Annotated in this window: 21 protein-coding genes; 3 read left to right on the forward strand and 18 right to left on the reverse strand. The window is 59.1% G+C overall.

The features are described from left to right. Nucleotides 1-229 precede the first annotated feature (229 nt). Entirely contained in the window at nt 230-655 is a 426-nt protein-coding gene (locus Q7L55_06420) for a hemerythrin domain-containing protein (GenBank protein ID MDO8732190.1), read from the forward strand. A 24-nt stretch (nt 656-679) separates the two neighbouring features. On the opposite strand, the gene Q7L55_06425 is transcribed toward Q7L55_06420, so the two are convergent. The 18 genes from Q7L55_06425 to Q7L55_06510 all read right to left on the reverse strand — a co-directional run bounded on the left by Q7L55_06425 (nt 680) and on the right by Q7L55_06510 (nt 20,611). After that, nucleotides 680-1,483, reverse strand: coding sequence for a ZIP family metal transporter (locus Q7L55_06425; GenBank protein MDO8732191.1), 804 nt, complete (start codon nt 1,481-1,483; stop codon nt 680-682). Nucleotides 1,484-1,600: 117 nt separating this feature from the next. After that, nucleotides 1,601-2,656: an ABC transporter ATP-binding protein gene (locus Q7L55_06430; GenBank protein ID MDO8732192.1), complete on the reverse strand. Its 1,056-nt coding sequence runs from the start codon at nt 2,654-2,656 to the stop codon at nt 1,601-1,603. After that, nucleotides 2,653-3,459 carry an ABC transporter permease gene (locus tag Q7L55_06435; GenBank protein ID MDO8732193.1) on the reverse strand — a complete coding sequence of 269 codons (807 nt, stop codon included), beginning with the start codon at nt 3,457-3,459 and terminating at the stop codon, nt 2,653-2,655. The genes Q7L55_06430 and Q7L55_06435 overlap by 4 nt, the downstream gene beginning before the upstream one ends. Continuing rightward, entirely contained in the window at nt 3,453-4,238 is a 786-nt protein-coding gene (gene modA / locus Q7L55_06440) for a molybdate ABC transporter substrate-binding protein (protein ID MDO8732194.1), read from the reverse strand. Before modA ends, Q7L55_06435 begins: the two co-directional genes overlap by 7 nt. Continuing rightward, nucleotides 4,235-4,627 (reverse strand): TOBE domain-containing protein, encoded by a 393-nt coding sequence (locus Q7L55_06445; GenBank protein ID MDO8732195.1) that lies wholly within the window; start codon nt 4,625-4,627, stop codon nt 4,235-4,237. The genes modA and Q7L55_06445 overlap by 4 nt, the downstream gene beginning before the upstream one ends. Nucleotides 4,628-4,690: 63 nt before the next feature. After that, the gene (locus Q7L55_06450) at nt 4,691-5,962 is read right to left on the reverse strand and encodes a cytochrome P450 (protein ID MDO8732196.1); all 1,272 of its coding nucleotides are present in this window, start codon (nt 5,960-5,962) and stop codon (nt 4,691-4,693) included. After that, entirely contained in the window at nt 5,959-6,150 is a 192-nt protein-coding gene (locus Q7L55_06455; protein ID MDO8732197.1) for a hypothetical protein, read from the reverse strand. The genes Q7L55_06450 and Q7L55_06455 overlap by 4 nt, the downstream gene beginning before the upstream one ends. Nucleotides 6,151-6,161: 11 nt before the next feature. Further along, nucleotides 6,162-7,175, reverse strand: a complete 1,014-nt coding sequence (gene bioB / locus Q7L55_06460; protein MDO8732198.1) for a biotin synthase BioB — start codon at nt 7,173-7,175, stop codon at nt 6,162-6,164. Between the two features lie 19 nt (nt 7,176-7,194). Further along, complete coding sequence (locus Q7L55_06465) at nt 7,195-7,938, reverse strand: dethiobiotin synthase (GenBank protein ID MDO8732199.1); 744 nt, start codon at nt 7,936-7,938, stop codon at nt 7,195-7,197. After that, nucleotides 7,935-9,068, reverse strand: a complete 1,134-nt coding sequence (locus Q7L55_06470) for an 8-amino-7-oxononanoate synthase (protein ID MDO8732200.1) — start codon at nt 9,066-9,068, stop codon at nt 7,935-7,937. Before Q7L55_06470 ends, Q7L55_06465 begins: the two co-directional genes overlap by 4 nt. Continuing rightward, nucleotides 9,065-10,387 (reverse strand): adenosylmethionine--8-amino-7-oxononanoate transaminase, encoded by a 1,323-nt coding sequence (locus tag Q7L55_06475; GenBank protein ID MDO8732201.1) that lies wholly within the window; start codon nt 10,385-10,387, stop codon nt 9,065-9,067. The genes Q7L55_06470 and Q7L55_06475 overlap by 4 nt, the downstream gene beginning before the upstream one ends. Before the next feature lie 45 nt (nt 10,388-10,432). Then, a complete protein-coding gene (locus tag Q7L55_06480) occupies nt 10,433-11,539 on the reverse strand; it encodes a uroporphyrinogen-III synthase (GenBank protein MDO8732202.1) in 1,107 nt (368 codons plus the stop codon). A gap of 2 nt (nt 11,540-11,541) precedes the next feature. Next, nucleotides 11,542-11,877 carry a nitrite reductase small subunit NirD gene (gene nirD, locus Q7L55_06485; protein MDO8732203.1) on the reverse strand — a complete coding sequence of 112 codons (336 nt, stop codon included), beginning with the start codon at nt 11,875-11,877 and terminating at the stop codon, nt 11,542-11,544. Further along, a complete protein-coding gene (gene nirB, locus Q7L55_06490; protein MDO8732204.1) occupies nt 11,874-14,501 on the reverse strand; it encodes a nitrite reductase large subunit NirB in 2,628 nt (875 codons plus the stop codon). The genes nirD and nirB overlap by 4 nt, the downstream gene beginning before the upstream one ends. Continuing rightward, entirely contained in the window at nt 14,498-15,961 is a 1,464-nt protein-coding gene (locus Q7L55_06495) for an FAD-dependent oxidoreductase (protein MDO8732205.1), read from the reverse strand. Before Q7L55_06495 ends, nirB begins: the two co-directional genes overlap by 4 nt. Next, entirely contained in the window at nt 15,958-18,069 is a 2,112-nt protein-coding gene (locus tag Q7L55_06500; GenBank protein ID MDO8732206.1) for a molybdopterin oxidoreductase family protein, read from the reverse strand. Before Q7L55_06500 ends, Q7L55_06495 begins: the two co-directional genes overlap by 4 nt. Before the next feature lie 29 nt (nt 18,070-18,098). Beyond that, complete coding sequence (locus Q7L55_06505; GenBank protein MDO8732207.1) at nt 18,099-19,487, reverse strand: NarK family nitrate/nitrite MFS transporter; 1,389 nt, start codon at nt 19,485-19,487, stop codon at nt 18,099-18,101. Between the two features lie 233 nt (nt 19,488-19,720). Beyond that, on the reverse strand, nt 19,721-20,611 hold the full coding sequence (locus Q7L55_06510; GenBank protein ID MDO8732208.1) for an NTP transferase domain-containing protein: 891 nt from the start codon (nt 20,609-20,611) through the stop codon (nt 19,721-19,723). Between the two features lie 59 nt (nt 20,612-20,670). Between Q7L55_06510 and Q7L55_06515 the strand changes: the two genes are divergently transcribed. Continuing rightward, entirely contained in the window at nt 20,671-21,114 is a 444-nt protein-coding gene (locus Q7L55_06515; GenBank protein ID MDO8732209.1) for a molybdenum cofactor biosynthesis protein MoaE, read from the forward strand. Then, on the forward strand, nt 21,111-22,109 hold the full coding sequence (gene moaA, locus Q7L55_06520) for a GTP 3',8-cyclase MoaA (protein MDO8732210.1): 999 nt from the start codon (nt 21,111-21,113) through the stop codon (nt 22,107-22,109). Before Q7L55_06515 ends, moaA begins: the two co-directional genes overlap by 4 nt. Nucleotides 22,110-22,112 lie beyond the last annotated feature (3 nt).

A 22,112-nucleotide genomic window follows, 5' to 3' on the forward strand; every position in this document is an offset into this window, starting at 1 on the left:
CATCAAAACCGTCCTGCGCACCAGCGAGAAGGAGGTCCGCAAGAAGCATGCCCAAAGAGCAAGCTAAAGACAATAATGACCAAAAAGGTGTAACGGATCAGGCGAAGCCAATCCGTCACGCATCACCCGAACCCTCACAGGCGCACTTCTAGAAGGCCCTTGTGTATGCAGGGGTTTCTTCCACGCGATCATGCAATACCGTCTAGGTCCCCCTACTTGTGGAGATTCCATGGATGCCATCGTGATGCTCAAGGAAGAACACAAGGATCTAGAAAAGCTGTTCAAGCAATTGGACAAGGACGACCTCTCCGTCATCCCCGACATTTGCTCGTCCCTCACTCTTCACATCACTGTGGAGGAGCAGGTCTTCTACCCTGAGGTCAACAGGAGAACCGATGTCGAAGCGGACGATATTGCTGAGGTACTTGAAGAGCATCATCTGCTGAAGCTGCTTGTCTCTGAAATTCGTGAGCTCACACCTGCCGACATTGAGTACAAGGCCAAAGCAGGAGTGCTCACCGAACTGGCTCGGCACCATCACAAGGAAGAAGAGACCGAATTGTTCCCGGAGGTGCGCAAGGAACTTGGCCGCAAGCGGCTGCTGGAGATCGGCGCGAAAATGGAGCAGTTCAAAGTCGACGTGGCACAGGGCTGAACTCGTTCAAGGCGTGCGTCGGAACTAGGCCCCACCGGCAGTCACGATTGCATCAGTCACGAACCCGGCGACGAGCCCAAGAAGCAGTCCGTACGCAAGCAGATCGCGACGAGTCGAACGACCGCCAACAATGATCAGCTGCACGACAACGTAGAGAATTGAGCCTGCAGCGAGCGACAAGAAGACAACCGACATTGCGGTGTTCACAACGCTGTATCCGAGTGCGGTGCCGATGAAGGTTGGACCACCACCGATCAGACCGAGCAAGAGCAGGAATCCCCAACTCGGAACTCTCGGTTTGCCCGACACATCGGTATCAGACGTCAGCGGTGCAACAATGCCGAAGCCCTCAGTTGCGTTGTGAAGACCGAAGCCGATGACGAGCAGCGTGGCAAGGGCAATGTCCCCGCTCGCCGCTGACTGACCGATTGCCAGACCCTCGGCGAAGTTATGCAGACCAATGCCTGCGGCAATGAACAGCGCGAGCCGACGCGCTGCCGACATCGTCGAAGCGCTCACGACGGCGTTCGCGCGATGTCGGTTCATCCAAGCCTCGTACCAGACGAGCGTGAGCAATCCCAGGCTCAATCCGCCGATGAACAACAGGCCATAGCCCCATACCGGACCCAAGGATCCGGAGTCTTCGTGGAGTTCGCCAAGAGCCGTGTCGATGGGCTCCCATGCTTGAGCGAGCACATCCCACAACAAGAAGATCAGGATGCCGACTGCGATGGAGTTCAACACGACTCGGGCATTTGCCGAGATCCCCTTCAGACGCCCAACGGGCAGTCCGAGCAGAATGGTTGCTCCGGCGATGAAGCCCAGCAACGACGTTTGTTGAAAACTGTTGTTCGTACAGGTATCGGCCTACCTCGAAATGGCTGGGCGGGGCTCCGCCCCCCCGATACGGGAAGCCCTGCACAGCCGCCAAATGCAACTCAACTCTCACGCAAGCGGGTAGGTGCGGATGTCGACCGCTTTAGCGCTCAACCACACTTCGGATCCCGGCCGCAATGCAAGTTCCGCAAGTGCGCCCGGCGTAATCGTTGCGATCATCGGTGGCTCGGCCAGAACGTGCACTCGGATCCGATCTTCCCAAGGTTGAATCAAGGTAACAACACCACGCCAGACATTGCGCGCACTGCCCTGCGGCTGCTCTAAATGAATCGCTACTGACTCAGGTCGAATCACGGCAGCCGCAGAACCGCGAAGTGACTGATCTGCGATATGAATCCTTATCCCGTTTGGCTGGACAAGCTCACCGGTGTTCGCATTGCCTCGAATGAGATTCAAACTCAGCAGCGCCGCGACATAACTCGTCCGTGGGTGCGCAGCAATGCCTACAGGAGAGTCATCCTGAACCACGTTTCCATTCTCAAGAACGATGATCCGGTCGGCAAACAGCAGTGCATCAATGGGGTCGTGCGTCACGAATACGCAACAGCCTTGAAATTCCGCAAGCCGCTCAACCAAGCTCGCCCGCAGTTCGTTCTTTGTCTCTGCATCCGCGGCGGAAAGTGGCTCGTCCAGCAACAGCAACGATGGTTCAGTTGCCAGCGCACGAGCCAGCGCGACTCGTTGCGCTTGACCACCAGACAGACTCGAAGGCTTGCGTTCAAGCAAGCTCGCGATTCCTATGTGCCTCAGCAAGTTCTCGGCACTCGCTCGTGCATCCTGACGCTTGACGCCACGTGCGCGGAGTCCAAAGGCGACATTTTCCAGAACGCTCAGATGCGGGAACAGGACATATTCCTGGAAGACATACCCAGAGGATCGATCCTTGGGCGCCACGAAAACGTGCTGCGAGTCATCGACGATGCGTTCGTCCAGACGCAGTTGGCCTGTTGATATGCGCTCCAAACCGGCCAGAGCCCGTAAGAAACTCGTCTTCCCGGCGCCGTTGGGTCCGACGATTGCCGTAACCTCGCCCGCTCGTAGCGTGAGATCAACGCGCAAGGAAAAGGCATCGCGTTGCAAAGTGAAGTCAGCGAGAACAGTCATGAGTACTCCAAGGGCCGAATGAATCTGCCGCGCAAAGCGATCAGCACCACAACGCAAATAGCGATCAACAACAGACTCAGTGCGACGGCAACAGACGGATCGCTTTCCAAGGCTTGATAGACAGCCAGCGGCATTGTCTGGGTAACTCCAGGGAAATTGCCGGCGAAGGTGATCGTCGCTCCGAACTCGCCTAAGGCTCGGGCCCAGCACAACACCATTCCCGCGCCCAGCGCAGGTGCAATCAAAGGCAAGGTGACTCGCCGAAAGGTAGTCCAGGAAGAAGCTCCGAGGGTGGCTGCCGCCTCTTCGTATTGCGAGTTGAGGGATCGGAATCCACCTTCGACGGCAATGATCAGAAAGGGCATCGCGACAAAGGCTTCTGCCAATACAACTCCCGCTGTGGTGAAAGGCAATTGAATCCCGAAATGGTCATAGAGGAATTGCCCGAAACTGCCTCGCCTGCCAAAAGCATTGAGCAATGCGACGCCGGAAACCACCGGAGGGATCAGCAACGGCACCAGGACAAGGCTGCGAGCGATTCCGGTGCCAGGAAGCCCACTGCGTGCGATCAACCAGGCAAGAGGGACTCCTAGCACGGTGGCGAGCAGTGTCGCCAATGTCGCAGTGATCAAAGAAAGGCGTAGAGCATCTTGAGCAACCGGAGAGCTGACGATGTCCACGAAGGAGCCCCAAGGAGCGCGAGTCAGGAGCGCAGCCAATGGCGCAATCAGGAACAGCAGGGCGATTACACCGGGGATCAATAGGAACCACGGGGTACGCCGTCGCGCCGATCGGTTCACCACGGCCTGGCGAAGCCGTAGGCGCGCAGGATGCCCTGTGCCGATGGCGTGAAGCGCACGTAGTTCACGAATGCTCGCGCTGCCGTTGGATTGGCCGCGCTCTTCACGGCAGCGATTGGGTACGTCGTGGTGATGTTCAGTTCGTTTGGAATGGCGATCGAGGCAAGCTTTGATCCAACAGACTTCACATCGGTGACGTAGACGATCCCGGCATCGACTTCACCCGCCATCACCTTGGCAAGAACCGAACGAACATCAAGTTCAAGAGTCACTGGCTTTACGGTGACACCGTTCTTCGCCAGAAGATCACGTGCCGCGGCACCACACGGCACTGTAACGGCGCACTCAGCTACCAAAACGCCATTACGGCTCAAACTGGAGAGTCCAGCGATCTTCGCGGGGTTGCCGAGTGGCATGGCTATCGCCATCGTGTTCTTGGCAAAGAGCAAGCCAGTGCCGACGCGACCGGCGCTGACTGCTGTCCACATTGTTGGCTCAGATGCCGTCGCGAGAACATCAACTGGAGCACCAGCGATGATCTGCTGCACAAGCGTTGAACTGCCTGCGAAGTTGAACTTCACCGTGGTGCCTGGGTACTTCTTCATGAAGGCATTGGCGATGACTGGGAAGACGTCAGTGAGCGATGCGGCCGCCGAAACGGTGATCGATCCGGTGGGAGCCGGTGACGCAGCCGGAGTTGGTACAGCTTGCGAGGCAATCGGCCCGAACACCGTTATCAGCATCATCGAGACGGCCGAGAACAGGCCGAATCGCTTCTTCATCTATGAGCCTCCAGCTCAACGACCACATTGGTCGATTTGATGATCGCCGCGACAAGAACTCCGGGCGCCAGGCCAAGTTCATCGGACGATTCACGGCTCATGAGTGAAGTCACCCGATGCGGTCCCGCCTGGATCTCGACTAGAGCCATCACGCCATCGCGCTCAACGCGAATGACAATGCCCGGAAATCTGTTGCGAGCCGACTGTCGCAGGACAGGTGCTTCTGGGGCCTCGGACACCATGTAGGCCGCAAGGCTTGCCCCATCGACGGCGCGTGGACCTTCGGCTTCGACAGCCTCTTGGAGCCGGCCGGAATCTAGCCAACGCCGTACGGTGTCGGCACTAACACCGAGTAAATCCGCGGCTTCAGAAATACGCAGATGCGACATAACACGTGATTGTAGTGAGCAGATGCTTTCTAAATGCGGCTGGTATACCGCAAATGCAAAGCCTTAGGGTCTCTGCGGAGCCACGAGAAGTCGCAGGGGTGCCCTAAAAGAAAGCAATCCGAGCATCGGGGGCTGCGCCTCAATCAGCGCAATGTCTGGTAGTTCGCGAGCTAAAATGCGCAAGACTTCATGGGCTTCCGTCCGAGCCAACGTGGCTCCAAGGCAGTAGTGGCGTCCAAAGCCGAAAGCCAGATGCTTGCGGGCCCCGACCCGTCCTGGCACGAAGCGATCAGGCTCCTCAAATACATCTGGGTCTGATCCACTGCCCGCGAGCATCAACAGAACTTGGGCATCGGCTGGCAGGAGTTGCTCGCCAAGCATTACTGGTTCGGAAGTGATGCGCCGCCAAGTCACCACCGGGGTCTCAAGTCGAAGCACCTCTTCGACGCACTCCGATGCAATCAATTTATCGGCGTATGCGTCTGCGTTCGCCAGTCGACGCCAAATATCAGGTTGGCCAATGAGCTTGCGCAATACGGCGGAGAGAAATTGCGTGGTGGTCTCCTGTCCGGCCACGAGCAAGAAGTAACAGATGCCGACGGATTCTTCAATGCGCAACGGTTGGCCATCTGGTGTGCGGTGAGCCGCGAGCTGGGAAAACAGGTTCACCCCAGAAGGATCCGCTGAAGTGATGCGGACACGCAGCCATGAATAGAACTCCGCGGCCTGCACGGCGAGTTCGCGTTGCCGCGCCACGTCAGGGTTTCCCCAGAACAACTCAAGTGAGGCAGTGCTCCAGCGCTTCAGTGTCGGCAGGTCAATATCGTCGAGGTGTAACAAGGCGATAAGCACGCGGGCAGGCAGATAGCGCGTAACGAGCGCGACAAGGTCGGCCTCGTTGTTCGCGTCCAGATCATGCTTGACCAAGGCGGCGGATTCGAGAGCGAGCTCGCGAATGAGTGGCAGCGCTGTTGCGATCGCCGAAGGGGCGAAGAACTGCCGCACCAAAGCGCGAAAGTCCGCGTGGCTGGGGCCGCCGTTGTTCGCCAGAGTCGCCGGAAGTTCAAAACCAACGCGAGCCAAGGTCCGAAGCGCGGAGGGATCAATTGCTGTGATGGCTGTAAGTGCGTTTTCTGGACGAAAGAGTTTGGGTCGCCTCAGAACAGAGCGAATATCAGCGTGCCGGCTGACCAACCAGCAGCCCGTGATTTCGTCGAAGTACACCGGCGCCGTCTCGCGCAGCTCGGCGAGCAGCCCATTTGGTGAATTAACAAAGTTCGGATCAAAAAGATCGACCTGCCCATGCGCAACCGGGCAAACACCGACTTCGGTCATCCGGAGATCTCTCCGTGCACGCTGCATCGCGCTTGCCAACGCAAAGGCGTGACCTGAACCTGCATTCGTCGACCGCATTCACCGCAGTAGCGAGGCGGCGAAAGTTCTGCCGCCTGCGCACATTCGGCGTGCGAGCCATTGGACTCTTCGCCGCACTGCATGCAGAACTCATGCTCGATCACTGCCATCACATTTCTGCTCAGAGGGTCTTCGTCAGCGATTTGATGGGCATATTCAGCTCGAGCAGCATGTCGATGTCGGCAGCCGCTGGTCGACCCAGAGTCGTAAGGTAGTTGCCAACGATGACGGCATTGATCCCGCCGAGCATGCCTTGCTGTGCACCGAGATCACCCAGGGTCAACTCCCTGCCACCAGCAAAACGCAAAATCGTGTGCGGCAGAGCGAGACGGAACGCAGCGATCGTGCGCAGCGCGTCCTTGCCATCCATCACTTCAAGATCCCCGAACGGTGTTCCCGGCCGCGGGTTCAGGAAGTTCAAGGGCACCTCTGCCGGGTTGAGCTCTGCCAATTGCACTGCGAATTCCGCCCGTTGCTCAAGGCTTTCGCCCAGTCCGACGATGCCTCCACTGCAGACTTCCATGCCCTCGGCATGGACGAGGCGCAGAGTTTCCCAGCGCTCATCCCAGGTGTGCGTGGTGACCACGTTGGTGAAGTAGCTCCGAGCAGTTTCCAGATTGTGGTTGTACCGATGCACGCCCATGGCTGACAACTCGTGAGCTTGCTCAGGTGTGAGCATGCCCACCGAGCAGGAGACGTTGATCTCAACTGCCTCATGGATGGCCTTGACTGCCTGGCCAATTTGATCCATGAGTTTCCTGTCTGGACCACGCACGGCAGCCACGATGCAGAACTCAGTTGCGCCAGTAAGGGCAGTCTCTTGAGCGGCGGCGACCAGACTCGGAATGTCGAGCCAGACCGCACGAACTGGTGAAGTGAATTGACCCGACTGCGAACAGAAGTGGCAGTCCTCCGGGCAGCCGCCGGTTTTCAGGCTGACGATTCCCTCAACCTCGACAGTTGGGCCGCACCACTGCATGCGCACGTCGTGAGCCAGGGCCAGAACATCAGGAAGCCACTCATCTCCCAGTTGCAGCACGCGCAGAACATCTGCCTGGTTCAGACCAAGGCCTTGATCTAGCACCTGAGCGCGGGCGCGGACAAGGAAATCCTCAGGGGATTCGATAGTGGTCAATGCCAGACTCTCCTTGATTTCATGGGCGTGAAGCCAACCTGACGAATTCTGCCGTATCGAACACTCCGCCAAGCGCCGGGGCGAGACCTGCCTGAGACTTCCGCTCAAACTCGGCCTGATTCAAGGCCCCCATGCCCAATGGAAGGACGCCGCTGATGGGAGCCAAGGCATATCGGGGCAGATCCTGAAGGTTGCTGCGCTGAGCCAGATCGGGCTCCGCTAGCGGCCAATCGGCGATCACGAGGTGGTCCACGTCCAATCCACTCGCGCGCACTGCCAGAGCAGTGGCGCCAGTTGAATGCAGGGTGCCCAAGCCGCTGGAGGCAGTGAGCAGCACTTCCACACTTGCGATGCCCGCCAGGCGTGAGCGAAGTTCCGATGCAAGGTCCAAGATGGTTTCCCCTTGGGCGTTGAGATGGACCAAGGCTCCACCGGCGCCCTCGACAATCACCAGATCACGGTCGCCAAGGGCAAGAATGAGGTCAGAGAGCTCAGCCAGACTCGGGCCGGGAAGCCCCTGGCGACGAGCAGCGGTGCCCGGAGCCAGCGGCTCGGCAAAGCTGAAGAGTTCATGAACGTCGGTCAGTCCAGTCAGTTCAGCCACGACCCTCGCATCACCGGCTTCACCGTTCCGGACTCCAGTCTGAAGCGGTTTCACTATTGCGACCTGCTGACCGCTGGACATGGCACAGGCAGCAATCGCCGCTGTCGTGATTGTCTTGCCAGATTCAGTGCCCGATCCCGAAACAACGATCAACCTCACGGGGTGACCAATTGTTTGAGACTGCGTGCAAGGAGTTCGACATCGCCATCACTGTGGCCACGGTTCGCAGTGATGCGCAGACCAGCAGAGCCGATTGCGACTGACGGCGGACGGAAACAGCCAACTCGCACCCCAAGACCGCTCATGCCTTCCGCAAGATCCAGAGCTTCCTGAGAGCCTCCGACCGTCCAGGAGACAATCGCCGCGTCTGTAGGGGCGACGCTCAGCGCATGAGCGATGCCAGCTGAACGATCCAGAAGTGCAGTGGCAAGTGCCGGATCTTGACGAATGATCTGAGTGGCAACGAGTGCTGCTCCAGCAGCAGGCGGATTGAGTCCGGTGTCGAAGATGAAGGGACGGGCGGTGTTGAGCACGTGATCAATCACGCGCGCATCGCCCAGCACAGCGCCACCCTGTGAGCCAAGGGATTTCGAAAGTGTCACGGTCACTACGACGTCAGGTTCAGCGGCAATTCCGGCCTCCCACGTCGAACCTCGTCCTTGGCCGCGCACCCCAATGCCATGCGCATCATCGATGATGAGGATCGCCCCATGTCTGTGCGCAATCTCATGCCAACTGGAGAGAGGAAGCAAATCTCCAATCACCGAGTTGATCGCATCAACTACAACAAGGGCCCGCGACTCAGTGCGGTCGACCAATGCTTCTTCTGCTGCCAACAAGTCGCCGTGTTCAACTGTGACTACGCGTGCGTTGGCCAATTTGCAGCCGTCAATCAGCGATGCATGATTGCCTCCATCGGCAATAATCAGGCAGTCACGACCACCAAGAGCCGTGAGCACAGCGAGATTTGCCAGATAGCCTGAGGAGAAGACCAGCGCGTTTGGCGTTCCAGTGAGATCCGCAAGGGCCAGTTCAAGTTCCGAATGCAGTTCGATCGTTCCTGTTACCAGCCGAGAGCCTGTCGCACCGGTTCCCCATTGCTCGGCGGCTGCCACGGCGCCGGCGACGACGCGGGGGTCCTTTGCCAACTTGAGATAGTCGTTTGACGCAAAATCAACCCACGGCATCATCTCGGCTCGCGGGGCCAACGCGCGTTGCAGACCGGCACGGATCCGGCGCTCGGCTTTCTGCTCCAACCAGGCCAGTGGATCGTCGGAATTCACATTCACCGCCCGCCTCCTAGGAGTTGGCTGTCAACTGCCGCGACGATTGCCATGCAGATCTGCGCCACTTCGTCGTTCGAGGCAATGTACGGAGGCATTGTGTAGATCAAATCACTGAAGGGCCTAATCCAAACCCCGGCCATCACGGCCGCGTCGGTAGCAGCGGCCACGTCGACTGGCGCCTTGAGTTGCACGACACCGATGGCGCCCAAGACACGCACTTCCTTGACAGTTTGGTGTCCCACAAGCGGGCTTAGGCCTGCTGAGAGCTCAGTCTCAATTCGAGCAACTTCTGCGCTCCAGTTCTGACTCAGGAGCAAGTCAATCGAAGCCAAGGACACGGCAGCCGCGAGCGGGTTGGCCATGAAGGTCGGGCCATGTGCCAACACCGGAAACTGACCGGCCGATATCTGGTCGGCAATCTCCCTTGTGCACAGAGTTGCGGCCATCGAGAGATAGCCACCAGTCATCGCCTTGCCAAGGCACATGATGTCTGGGCTCACGCTCGCATGATCTGCAGCAAACAGCGCTCCAGTCCGACCAAATCCTGTGGCGATCTCGTCGAAGATGAGCAGCACATTGTGGCGATCGGCGAGTTCTCGCAAAGCCGTCAGATATCCCGGGTTATGGAAAGTCATCCCCCCGGCGCCCTGCACAACTGGCTCAACAATGATGGCTGCGACTTCATGCGCGTGCGCTGAGAGCGCTTGATCCCACGACGAGAGATATGCGGCGTCAAGTTCTGCCTGAACTCCCGGCGGCGGTGCCGGCACGAACACCTGCTCGGGAAGGGTGTCCCGCCACAGCGCATGCATTCCGGACTCCGGGTCACACACACTCATCGGATGCAAGGTGTCGCCGTGGTAACCACCACGCCAAGTCATCAGTCGATGCTTTGCGGGCAGACCCCGAGAAACCCAGTACTGCAATGCCATTTTTGCGGCTACTTCAACAGCAACAGAACCAGAGTCGCTGAAGAACACTCGATTCAGCGGCACAGGTGTGATCTCAATCAGTCGTTGCGCCAGGTGAACAGCGGGAGCATGCGTGAGACCACCAAACATGACGTGGCTCATCTTGCTGAGTTGCGCAGTCACAGCCGCATCAAGAATCGGATTGCGATAGCCGTGAATCGCCGCCCACCACGAGGACATCGCGTCAATCAACTGCCGGCCATCGAGCAGATTGAGGTGGACGCCTTCGGCCGAATCAACCAGAAGTGGCGCAGAGCCCGGAATGCTCGAGTACGGATGCCAGACATGCGCCGCATCAAAGGCGAGAAGTTCAGCATCCAGATCAGGTCGACCTGCATCGGAAAGAGTCATCGAGACCGATGATGTCAGGTCAGCGAAGGTGACTCACACCGTGGATCAGGGCTGCTCAAGGCGGTACCCGCGCTTGACCACCGTTTTGACCATCTGACGCGACGGAAGTTTTGTGCGCAGTCGTGTCATCGCCGTTTCGAGGGCATTGTCATTGCTGGCTTCCGGAAGGAGCTCAAGGAGTCGCGCACGAGTGACGAGTTCGCCTGGGCTGCGAGCCAGCTCGCGCAGAATCGCCATTGGGGTATCCGAAACCGCGATGAATTCGTCATCGAGGAGATATCCATCGTGGCGGAGAATCATCCGGTAGGGCCCGAGCTCGAGCACTTGATCCATCCGTAACGGCAATTGCAAACTGACCATCCGCAGGAGATCTCCCAGTCGTGCGCGCTCAGGCATCATCACCGGCACATCGGCTCGAACGAACTCGGCGGCGGTTACCGGGCCAACACAGCAGGCCCATGGCCGCGTCTCATGAAAAGCGGCCATGAGCTGGTCGTAGAGCGAAAGATCGGCGGCGCGCTCAAGAAGAGCGGCGACAGCAAGTGCGCTGGTAAACACGACGGCATCGAGCGCACCACTGGCACAATCGCGAATGAGCCGATCCAAGGGAACAATGTCGTCAGGAAAATCCCAGCGGTAGACCGGAATCTCAATCACGATTCCGCCCGCGGCCTCAAGCTCTGCTTTCAATTCAACAATTGGAAGGCCGTGCAACTGAATCCCGATGCGCACGCCCTCGACGCCGTCTTCAAGAAGCGCACGCACAACCTCATCGGTGCTCTCCGAAGGTGCGGTCCACTCCTCGCGCAGCCCTGCTGAGCGGATTGCCCCCGTGGCCTTGGGGCCGCGCGCCAATATGCGACTACCGGTCAGGCTGACGCGGAGAGCATTGCCCATCCCCCAGGCATCGGCTGCATCCATCCAGCCACGAAAGCCGATTCCAGTGGTGACCACGAGCACTTCACAGGGGGCGACCACACACTCATGGGTTCGCTCGCGCAGCACATCGTCATCGACCAGCGGGATCAGACGAAGCGCCGAGCCCACGGTGACACTTGCCCCGCGCCGAGTGAGCACAGCGGAAATCTCTTCTCGACGACGTTCAGCAGTCACTCCAACGCGGTACCCCTGAAGTGGAGCTGAAGTACTCAACGTCACTCCTCAGGGACTGCCACGTACACCACACCTGAATCCACTCGAACGGGAAACACAGGCAGACACACTTCGGCACAGTCGTGACAGGTGCCGGTGCGCAGATCAAAACGATGCTTGTACATGGGGCTGGCCACAAACCACCGTCCTTCCTGAGTCCCGACTATTCCTCTACTGATCACGTTAGCGCGTGCGAAGGGATCAAAATTTCCAACTGCGAGGACAGTGTCCCCCTCAATGCGAAAAAGCGCGATCTGATACCCGTCAACCAGGCAGGCCGCTCCACGCTCTGGGAGCATCTCAATCAAGGTGCAGATTCTGTTCCAGTCACCACTCATACGACCACCTCGGTCAGATCACGACTTGGGATTTCGACGCTGACAACAGCGGGCCGATGTTGAGCCCGGTTTGGGACGTACTGAATCAGCGGATCGGCGTTCTCCTCGGAGTTGAGGAAGGTGCGGAAGCGAGCCAACTTCTCGGGATCCTCAAGGGTTTGCGCCCATTCATCTGCGTAGCTGCCGACATGCCTTGCCATATCGGCTTCGAGCTCATCACCAAGTCCAAGGGCGTCCTCGATGATGACACGCTGCAAATGCGCAAGTCCGGATTCCTCCGCAGAGGTCAGCGATTCAAGCCAGACTGAAGTCCGCTGCAGGCGTTCCGCAGTGCGCACGTAATACATCAGATATCTATCGATGTATCGAATCAGCGTTGAAGTATCCAGATCAGATGCGAGCAGATCGGCGTGGCGTGGGCGCATGCCACCGTTGCCACCCACGTAGAGGTTCCAACCCTTTTCCGTGGCAATGACCCCGAAGTCCTTGCTCTGTGCTTCTGCGCACTCACGTGCACATCCGCTGACTGCCGACTTCAACTTATGCGGCGACCGCAATCCGCGATAACGCAATTCAAGCTCGACTGCAAGGCCAACGGAATCCTGGACTCCATAGCGACACCAGTCTGATCCGACGCAACTCTTCACCGTGCGCAGACTCTTGCCGTAGGCATGCCCGCTCTCGAAACCGTGGGCTACCAATCGCCGCCAGATCTCGGGCAACTGATCCAGTCGCGCGCCAAACATGTCAATGCGCTGGCCGCCAGTGACCTTTGTGTAGAGCCCGAAATCCCGGGCGATCTCGCCAATGGCAATCAGGCCTTCGGGGGTGACCTCACCGCCAGGAAGTCGCGGGACGACGGAGTACGTGCCATTGCGCTGCAGGTTCGCCATGACGTGGTCATTGGTGTCCTGCAGGGTTGCGTTCTCTCCTTCGAGCACATGTGCCGGTGCCTGAGTGCTCAGGATTGAAGCGATGACAGGCTTGCAAATATCGCAGCCGCCACCCTGCCCGATTTCGCGAATGATTTGCGAGAACTTCGTCAACTGGCGAACGCGGATGATGTCGAACAGCTCTCTGCGCGTGTAGGCGAAGTGCTCGCACAGCGACTTGTCGACGGTGATGCCCTGGCGCTCCAGAGTGGAGTGAACAAGCGACTGGATCATCGGCACACACGAACCGCAACTCGTACCTGCTCTGGTGCAAGCCTTGATAGCAGCTACATCGCATGCGCCAAGGTCAACAACTGCTCCAGTGATCTCACCCTTGCTTATGTTGTTGCACGAGCAGACCGCTGCTGAATCTGGTAGAGCGTTGGGGCCGATGCCGATTGCGCCAGTTGCCGGGAACAGCAGCGCTTCAACCGAACCAGGCAGTTCGACGCCTGAGGCTGCAATCGGACGCAGGCTGTCGTAAGCGTCTGCATCGCCGACGAGCACTGCCCCGAGCACGCGAAGCCCGTCATCACTGACGACGACTTTCTTGTAGATGTGCGTGACCGGATCACTCCAGGTCAGCTCAAGTGCACCCACCTCGGCCGCATGAGCATCGCCGATGCTGGCCACATCCACACCAAGCAACTTCAACTTGGTGCTCATGTCGGCGCCCAGGAATCCATCTCCGGTTTCAGCTTCCAGCCCCTCGGTCATCGCCTTGATCTGTCGAGCCGCAACTTGGGCCATCTGGTATCCGGGAGCAACTAATCCCCAGGTCTTGCCTACAGCGCATGCCACTTCACCGATGGCGAAGACTGCCGGATCCGAAGTGCGACACCACGGATCAACAACGACCCCGCCGCGCTCACCAATTTCCAGTCCAGCCTCTCGCGCGAGTGCGTCTCTTGGGCGAATCCCCGCCGAGACGACAACAAGTTCGGCAACGATGACGCGTGGTCCGTCGACATCGCTCACTTCAAGCCCGACGACACCTTCGGCTTCGGTCTCAAGAATGCGCTGTGTCTGCGTTGAAAGGTGGACCTCAATGCCCATCTCTTCTATCCGCCGACGCAACATCGTGGCGCCACCAAGATCGAGTTGTGCTGGCATGAGTCGCTCTGCCAACTCAACAACATGAGCTGTGAGTCCCAGACTGCTCACTGCGTTCGCGGCTTCAAGGCCAAGCAATCCTCCGCCAATGACCACTCCGGTGCGCGCACCCTGCGCGCGAGCGCGGATGAGTTCAAGGTCGTCCAAAGTGCGGTACACGAAGACGCCTTCTGCATTGACGCCAGGCACCGATGGCACAAAAGGTGCCGAGCCCATGGCGAGCACGAGGGTGTCGTAACTGAATTCGCGACCCTCACTCGTCAACACCGTCCGTTGCTCACGATCGATGCTGACTGCGGATTCATCCAGATGCAGGCGAATGTGCGGGGATTCAAAGAATCCCTCTGGCGCAAGGGACATGCTCTGCTCATCGCCATGCACGAAGTAGTTCGAAAGCCCGACCCGGTCATATGCGGGGCGCGGCTCCTCACTCAGTACGTCGACGCAAAGGAGGCCGGCATGCACGTCAATCAACTCCAGGAAACGTTGCGCAACCATCCCGTGACCAATGACAAGAACTCGTGGAGCCAGGCCTTCAATCGGCTGGCCGACGACTGTTTCGCGCGCGTGAATGCTCATGCCGGTTCCTTTTCGATGAGATGACAAGAGATGAGTTCTTCGACGGAACGACGGCAGGTGCCGCAGCCAGTAGTGGCCCGGGTTGCGTGCGCAACCTCGGCTATCTCGCAAGCACCATCCGCAATGGCCTCGCGAACACGACCATGCGTGACGTTGTTGCAGTGGCACAGCACCGCGTCATCTGGAGCAGAAGCCGCATCGACCTCGCCTGCAGAGGTCAAGCCCTCAAACAGCAGCGGGAGTCGGTTCCGAGGAACCTTGGTTCCTCGATCCATCGCGAGCATGAGATTGCCGACTGTGGCTACGTCCCCCAACAGGATCGCGCCGCACACCCGACCATCACGCAAGACCACTTTCTTGTAGATCCCCCGTGCGTAATCACTGAACGAGACAACCTCAAGTTCACCTTGACTGTCCTTGGGCATCGGCTGGGTCTCACCGAGCGCCGCAACCTCAATGCCGCTGGCCTTCAGGCGAGTGACGATGCGGCTGCCCTCGTAACAAACCTCACCAGAGGTCGAAGTCAGATTCTGCGCAACAACTGCAGCCTGATCCCAGGCTGGACCAACGAGCCCCAAGACCTTTCCATCAGCCTGTGCACAATCACCGATGGCCAGGATGTTCGGATCCTCAGACTGCATCCGATCGTTCACGACAATTCCTCGCTCAACCTCCAGCCGGCAATCCTTGGCCAATCTGGTGTTGGCGCGAACCCCAGCAGCGAAAACGACGAGATCGCATTCGAGAACATGCCCATCGGCAACACGAACCCCGAGCAGGCTTCCATCTCGTTTGAGTTCGATAGCGCGCGCACGTGCCTCGAGATAGGTCGTGATGCCCATATTCGCCAGAGTTCGACCGAGGACATCACCGCCCTCACTATCAAGTTGGGTGTCCATCAGCCATTCGCCCATGTGGACGATCTCCACGTCGAGGCCTCGGCCAAGCAAGCCCCGAGCAGCCTCCAAGCCAAGCAGGCCACCACCGATGACGACCGCCCGCTTGGCGCCTTCGGCTGCCTCCAGAATCCCGCGACAATCGGCAAGGGTGCGAAATGGGAAGCACTGCTCATGGAGCACGCCGTCATCGGCGCGCAATCCCAGCAATGGGGGCAGGATCGGCGTGCTGCCAGTTGCCAGAACCAGTGCGTCATATTTCAGGATGCGCTGATTGGCGAGATGCACCGTGCGCGTAGACCGGTGAATGGTCATGACGCGCATGTCGAGCAGCTGGATGACTCGTTCGCCACCGACTCCGCCTGGTGGCAGCAGGTCCAGATCCGTCTGCTGATGCTTGCCGGCGAGCACCTCGGACAAGAGAATCCGGTTGTACGGGGCATCAGGCTCATCACCGACGATCGTGATCTGCCAGATGCCCTCAGGGTCGCGAGCCACAACCTCTTCCATCAGCCGCGTGCCAGCCATCCCGCAGCCAACGATGACCAAGCGCTTGTGCTTCATAGTTGAGGCTCCGCACGTTCGATGCGCGCTGCGCAGGCCTTGAACTCGGGCATTTTCGAGGTCGGGTCCAAGGTGTCGATGGTCAAGGTGTTCGCCCGTCCAGCGCCGGCCCAATGGAAGGGCATGAAGATGGTGTCGGGGCGCAGGGCTGCGGAGATACGCACTGACACCGAGACCGAACCGCGTCTGGTTGTCACTCGTGCGTGATCGCCAGCGCCGATGCCCAGGTCAGCGGCAACATCGGGATGTACCTCAACAAAGGGCTCACCAGAAGCTTCGACAAGACTGCTCACCCGGCGGGTCTGCGTTCCTGATTGGTACTGCGCAAGAACTCGACCCGTAGTCAGCGTCATCGGATAAGAGTTGTCCGTTGGCTCGGCCACTCCAGTAAAGCTGGTGCCGACAAAGCGAGCCCGACCATCAGCTGTCGGGAAGGCCTGCGCGAACATTCGATCCCCGCCCCACAGCACTCCCCCTTCCTGCAGGATGCGCTCGTAGGTCACCTCCGAGTAATCGGCACGACCCCCTGCACTGGCGCGTCCTAACTCCGCAAACACCACCTGCGGCTCAGTGGGGAAGGCATCTGCCGGGAATCTTTGGCCAGCGCCAAGTCGCTGGGCAAGTTCGCTCAGGACCTGCAAATCGGAGCGCACGCCAACAGGCGGAGTGACTGCCTGCTGGCGCAGAATGACCCGGCCTTCGAGATTGGTCATCGTTCCGGTCTCCTCGGCCCATTGGGTGACCGGAAGCACGACGTCAGCAAGGGCAGCCGTCTCGGACATGAAGAAGTCAGCGACGACAAGAAGATCAAGACTTTCGATTCGCTCCGTGATGCGGGTCGCAGAAGGGGCCGAGACAACTGGGTTGGATCCCATGACGAGAAGCGCGCGCGGACCATCGGGCTGTCCAAGCGCATCAAGAAGCTCAAAGGCCGAGCGGCCAGGTCCTGGGATCGAGTCCGGCTCCACGCCCCAGACGCCTGCTACATGCTCGCGGGCTGCTGGGTCGGTGATCATCCGGTAGCCAGGCAATTGATCGGCTTTCTGCCCATGCTCGCGACCACCTTGGCCGTTGCCCTGACCAGTGACACAGCCATAGCCGGAGTTACTTCCACCAGGAAGTCCAAGAGCGAGGGCAACATTGATGAACCCATGCACGGTCTGGGTTCCATTGGAGTGCTGTTCCCCGCCTCGGCCGGTCAGGATCATGCTGCCGCGGCCCTGGCGAAACGGAGCTTGCTCGGCCAGCCAGGTAGCTGCTCGCTGCAGCAGTGCGCTGGGGACTCCGGTAATTCTTTCGACGTAGTCGGGTCGATAGGACTGCACGGAAGCGCGGACCTGGTCAAAGCCAGTCGTGCGCTCAGCGATGTATTGCTCATCGATCGCACCTTGCGCGCACAGGATGTGCAGTAAGCCCATGGCCACTGCGAGATCCGTACCGGGTGCAGGCTGCAGATGCAGATCGGCATTCAAGGCGGTCCGCGTAATGCGAGGATCGATGACGATCAGTCGGCCGCCGGAAGCACGCATGATCTCGAAATGCTGCATGGCCGGCGGCATCGTCTCAGCGATATTGCTGCCGATCAGCAGCACGGCACCGGCGCCTTGCACATCTGTCAGCGGAAATGGCATTCCTCGATCGAGCCCCAGGGATGCATTCGAGGCAGCAGCAGCAGAGGACATGCAAAAGCGGCCGTTGTAGTCGATCTGCGAGGTCCCCAGAGCGACGCGAGCGAACTTTCCAAGCGCATAGGCCTTTTCATTGGTGAGTCCGCCTCCGCCGAAGACGGCAATTGCGTCGCGACCATCCGCCTTCTGGATGGCCGCGACTTCAGCCGCAATCAAGTCGAGTGCTGTCTCCCAGTCAACCGGGATCAACCGCGATTTGCGATCACCACGAACCTCACGGACCAATGGGGCGGTCAGCCGAGAGGGGTGGTTGAGCAGTTCTGCTGCGGTCCAACCCTTCTGGCACAAAGCGCCACGGTTGGTAGGGAAATCTCTGCCTTCCACTGTCACTGAAGTGCCATCGCTCTTGGGCGTCAGGCTCATCGCGCACTGCAGAGCGCAGTACGGACAGTGCGTGGGCATGCTGGCAGTCCCGGGCATCCCAGGGACTGCCAGTTCTTGAAGAGTTGTCACACGCCAGCCTCGGCCAGCAGCGAACCTGGGCGCTTGTAGAAGAACCAGGTCACGGTGGCCATGACCAAGTACAAAGTGGTGTAGGCCAGGAACGCAGGAACCATTGATCCATAGGTTCCGGTGGACCACGCGAAGGTGCGAGGTACCAGGAATCCGCCGAAGGCACCCACTGCAGAGATGATGCCGATTGCGGCTGCCGACTCTCGCCGAGCCTGCATCACGCTCGAGCCACCGATGAGCGCCTTGGCCTGGAAGATCGCCGGGATCATCCGGTAGGTCGAGCCATTGGCAATACCAGTGCTCGCAAACAACAGGATGAATGTTGCGAGGAAGAGCGGGAAGCTCTTCAGCGAGATCGACCAGATTGCGCCAAGCACGCCAAGCGTCATGACAAAGAACGCGAAGATCGTCACGATTGCGCCGCCGAATCGGTCAGCGAGACGACCGCCCAGAGGACGAATCAAGGAACCAACCAAGGCACCGATGAAGGCGAAAGTCAGAGCATTGATATCAGGAAACTGTGTCTTGATGAGCAGCGGGAATGCTGCAGCAAAGCCGATGAAGGAGCCGAAGGTTCCGACGTACAGGAAGGCCATGATCCAGGTGTTCGAACGATGGGCTGCCTTGGCGCTGGATGCGAAATCGGCCTTGGCATCTGAGAGGTTGTCCATGAGCTTCCAGGCCAAGAACGCGGCCAGCGCGATGAAGGGCAGCCAGACCCAACCGGCGCGAGCCAGGGTGAGCCCACCGCCAATCACCACGATCGCCGAGATGATGAACGGCGCCTGCACGAAGGCAACGCCGATGTTGCCGCCTGCGGCATTGAGTCCAAGTGCCCAACCCTTTTCCTTCTCGGGGTAGAAGAAGGAGATGTTTGCCATGGACGAGGCGAAGTTGCCGCCGCCGAAGCCCGCTGTGGCCGCGATGAGCAGCATGGCCCAGAACGGGGTTGACGGGTGCGAGACAGCCCAGGCAAGTCCAAGGCACGGGATGACCAGCAGCAGAGCCGAGATGATCGTCCAGTTGCGTCCACCGAATTTCGGTACCGCGAAGGTGTAGGGCAGTCGAAGCAGGGCGCCGACCAGGCTTGGAATCGCTACCAGCCAGAAAAGCTGGTCCGCGCTGAAGGCGAAGCCGACATCGTTGAGCTTGACGGCGATGACGCTCCACAGCAGCCAGACCGAGAATCCGAGGAACTCCGCATAAATGGAGAATTGGAGATTGCGCTTGGCAACCCGAGCACCAATCGATTCCCAGAAGGTCTGATCCTCTGGTTCCCAATGATGAACCCAGCGACCTGAGGTGCGCCCGAGGATCTCATCCTCGGAGCGACCAAGGGTTCCTGCTCCTTCACTATCGATCAGTGCCTGCGACTCACTTGACATGCTGCGCTCCTCGTCCGCGTTCGGTAGGTGGTGTCGCGGACGCTACGAGCGTCATGTTCCCGGAGCATTGCGGCGTGTAACGCGGGGGAGAATTCGGACGCACCACAGCAAACCAGGCGATGTCAGGTTGATGAAATGCGTTTGATTGATGGTTCTGCTTGGCTTGAGGCCATGAATTCGCTGGTCAGGCAGGCGAGCAATGACCTGTGTTCAGGACTTTCGAAGCGGGAACTTCAGTCGCTGTCTTCCACGTCGGATTTCTCCCACGAGGAAGCTGCGAGTTCGATCGCTGAGGCGGCTAGCTTGAAATCGACTCCACGCGCAACCGCAATCCCGAGCATGTACGCCGTCAATGGCGCGGCCGGCCTTTGCACTCCGTGCGCTGCAACGCGAGCAAGGTCAAGAATCGCATCAATGTCGATCTCATCCTCAACGCCTAGCTCAGCGCGCAGCTCTTGCACCCATCGTTCAAGGCTCATGTGAACTCCGTCCGCCGCAGCGTTGCCGAATGTTGCGCTACCGAGCGACGCTACCCCTCCCGCGGTCCGGAGCGCGTGGAGGTCAGTCGCGGTGTCGAAGTCCTGAAGCCATTGACTCTCTTGCTCGTTCATCTGCCGATCTTCACAAGCGAGCCTCGATGTCAGTTCATGCATGGCACGACCAGAAACCGGCTGCAAACTGGCAATGGCATCCGCGAGTCTTTGCGTTGGAACAACCATTCCCAGAGGTTGACGCCTTCCATCGGCATCGACAGGCACCAGTCCAGATCCTCCGGAGAGCTGGAGCTCGGCAATCAGACGAACTGCGAGTACTCCCGCGTACGGCATGTCCCCACCTAAAACTGCGATCCACGGGGTCGTGACGTATTCAAGAGCCTCAGCGAGAGCGGCCACCGGACCACCAAAGCGAGGTTCTTCGAGGCAGAAGGTCACCTTCCTGGAAGTCTCACGCTGCGGAGCAACAACGATCACTTCAGCATCATCCGGTAGCGCCTTGAGGATCCATTCCAACGCAGGCACCCCGCCGAGAGTCATGCCCGCCTTGTCTTGCCCGCCCATGCGCGAACCTCGCCCACCAGCGAGAATGACTGCAGACCATTGCTTTGGCTGGCCTACGGAGTCCACCACTTGAGCATGCCATGGGCTGCACGGTGATCAACGAAGTGAAGGATGGGATGGCGTCGATGCGCATTAACAGTCAAGTTGCCACGCTTGCGCCTTTCACTGCGGTCACATCCGCCCCTATCTCAATGTCCGAACTCGAATCACGAGTGCTCACTTACGAAATCGGCGCTGCGGTGAACTTCGTCGGGCGGGTGCGCAATCACGATCACGGACGCAAGGTGATTTCACTGGAATACGAGGCGCATCCCAGTGCAGATGAAGTCCTGGCACAGATAGCAAACACCATTGCTGTGGATTTCGATGGCGTGCACATCGCGGCTGTCCACCGCACCGGAAAGCTCGCAATCGGCGAGACGGCCTTGGGCGTCGTTGTCGCTGCTGCGCATCGAGGTGCGGCTCTGGCTGCGTGCAGTGCACTTATTGAAGAGATCAAGGCCTCTCTGCCTATTTGGAAACTCCAGACCTTCGACGACGGAACCACTGAGTGGGTGAATTGCCTATGACTCTCCTGGACAGTTTTGGCCGGGTTCATCGCGATCTGCGTGTCTCACTCACCGATCGATGCAATCTGCGCTGTACCTACTGCATGCCCGAAGATTTTGGCGCCTGGACTCCACGAGCCGATCTGCTGACTCGTGCAGAGATCGTGCGCGTGGTCAGCGTGGCAGTCGACAACGGCGTGACCGCAGTTCGCCTTACTGGCGGGGAACCACTGCTGCATCCGGAAGTCGTTGAAATTGTGCGTGATATCGCCCGGCTTCCGAACGCCCCAAGAATCGCGCTCACAACCAATGGGCTTCTCCTTGCAACACTCGCAACTCCCCTAGCCCAAGCCGGGCTCGCCCGGGTGAACATCAGCCTGGACACCCTTGACCGCAAGCGATTTGCTGAGATCACCAAGCGTGATCGTCTGGATGAGGTCCTTGCAGGGATCCAAGGGGCTCAGCAAGCTGGATTGCGTCCCCTCAAGATCAACGCCGTGCTGATGCGAGGAGTGAACGAAACTGAAGCTGTTGCGCTTCTGCGAACGGCAATTGCCCAGGATTGGTCATTGCGATTCATCGAACAAATGCCATTGGATGCCGGCGGTATCTGGTCTCGATCCACGATGGTGACTGCCGCAGAGACCCTGGAGCTGCTTCGAGGTGCGTTTGAACTTGAACCCCTCGGGGGCAGAGGTAGCGCGCCAGCGGAGGAGTTCATTGTTGATGGCGGTCCGGCAACCGTGGGGATCATCGCCAGTGTTACGCAGCCGTTCTGCGGCAATTGCGATCGCCTGCGAGTCACTGCCGATGGCCAAGTTCGCAATTGCCTGTTCGCTCGCTCGGAGTCCGATCTGCGCAGCATTCTTCGCAATCCAGAACTCAATGAACTTCAGCGCGATTCGGCGATCACACGAGTCTTTGGCTCATCTGTGGCGGCCAAACTTGCGGGGCACGGAATTGACGATCCGCTGTTTCTTCAACCTTCACGACCCATGTCCGCAATCGGCGGGTGAGGC

This window comes from Actinomycetota bacterium, from assembly GCA_030650795.1.
Classification (GTDB): Bacteria; Actinomycetota; Actinomycetes; order S36-B12; family S36-B12; genus UBA11398.

Excerpts from the sequence above, each read along its gene's own strand:
- Q7L55_06420 (MDO8732190.1), top strand. The coding sequence starts at position 230 with ATGGATGCCATCGTGATGCTCAAGGAAGAACACAAGGATCTAGAAAAG.
- Q7L55_06430 (MDO8732192.1), bottom strand. The coding sequence starts at position 2,656 with ATGACTGTTCTCGCTGACTTCACTTTGCAACGCGATGCCTTTTCCTTG.
- modA (MDO8732194.1), bottom strand. The coding sequence starts at position 4,238 with ATGAAGAAGCGATTCGGCCTGTTCTCGGCCGTCTCGATGATGCTGATA.
- Q7L55_06445 (MDO8732195.1), bottom strand. The coding sequence starts at position 4,627 with ATGTCGCATCTGCGTATTTCTGAAGCCGCGGATTTACTCGGTGTTAGT.
- Q7L55_06450 (MDO8732196.1), bottom strand. The coding sequence starts at position 5,962 with ATGACCGAAGTCGGTGTTTGCCCGGTTGCGCATGGGCAGGTCGATCTT.
- Q7L55_06455 (MDO8732197.1), bottom strand. The coding sequence starts at position 6,150 with ATGGCAGTGATCGAGCATGAGTTCTGCATGCAGTGCGGCGAAGAGTCC.
- Q7L55_06475 (MDO8732201.1), bottom strand. The coding sequence starts at position 10,387 with ATGACTCTTTCCGATGCAGGTCGACCTGATCTGGATGCTGAACTTCTC.
- nirD (MDO8732203.1), bottom strand. The coding sequence starts at position 11,877 with ATGAGTGGTGACTGGAACAGAATCTGCACCTTGATTGAGATGCTCCCA.
- nirB (MDO8732204.1), bottom strand. The coding sequence starts at position 14,501 with ATGAGCATTCACGCGCGCGAAACAGTCGTCGGCCAGCCGATTGAAGGC.
- Q7L55_06495 (MDO8732205.1), bottom strand. The coding sequence starts at position 15,961 with ATGAAGCACAAGCGCTTGGTCATCGTTGGCTGCGGGATGGCTGGCACG.
- Q7L55_06500 (MDO8732206.1), bottom strand. The coding sequence starts at position 18,069 with ATGCCCGGGACTGCCAGCATGCCCACGCACTGTCCGTACTGCGCTCTG.
- Q7L55_06505 (MDO8732207.1), bottom strand. The coding sequence starts at position 19,487 with ATGTCAAGTGAGTCGCAGGCACTGATCGATAGTGAAGGAGCAGGAACC.
- Q7L55_06515 (MDO8732209.1), top strand. The coding sequence starts at position 20,671 with ATGCGCATTAACAGTCAAGTTGCCACGCTTGCGCCTTTCACTGCGGTC.
- moaA (MDO8732210.1), top strand. The coding sequence starts at position 21,111 with ATGACTCTCCTGGACAGTTTTGGCCGGGTTCATCGCGATCTGCGTGTC.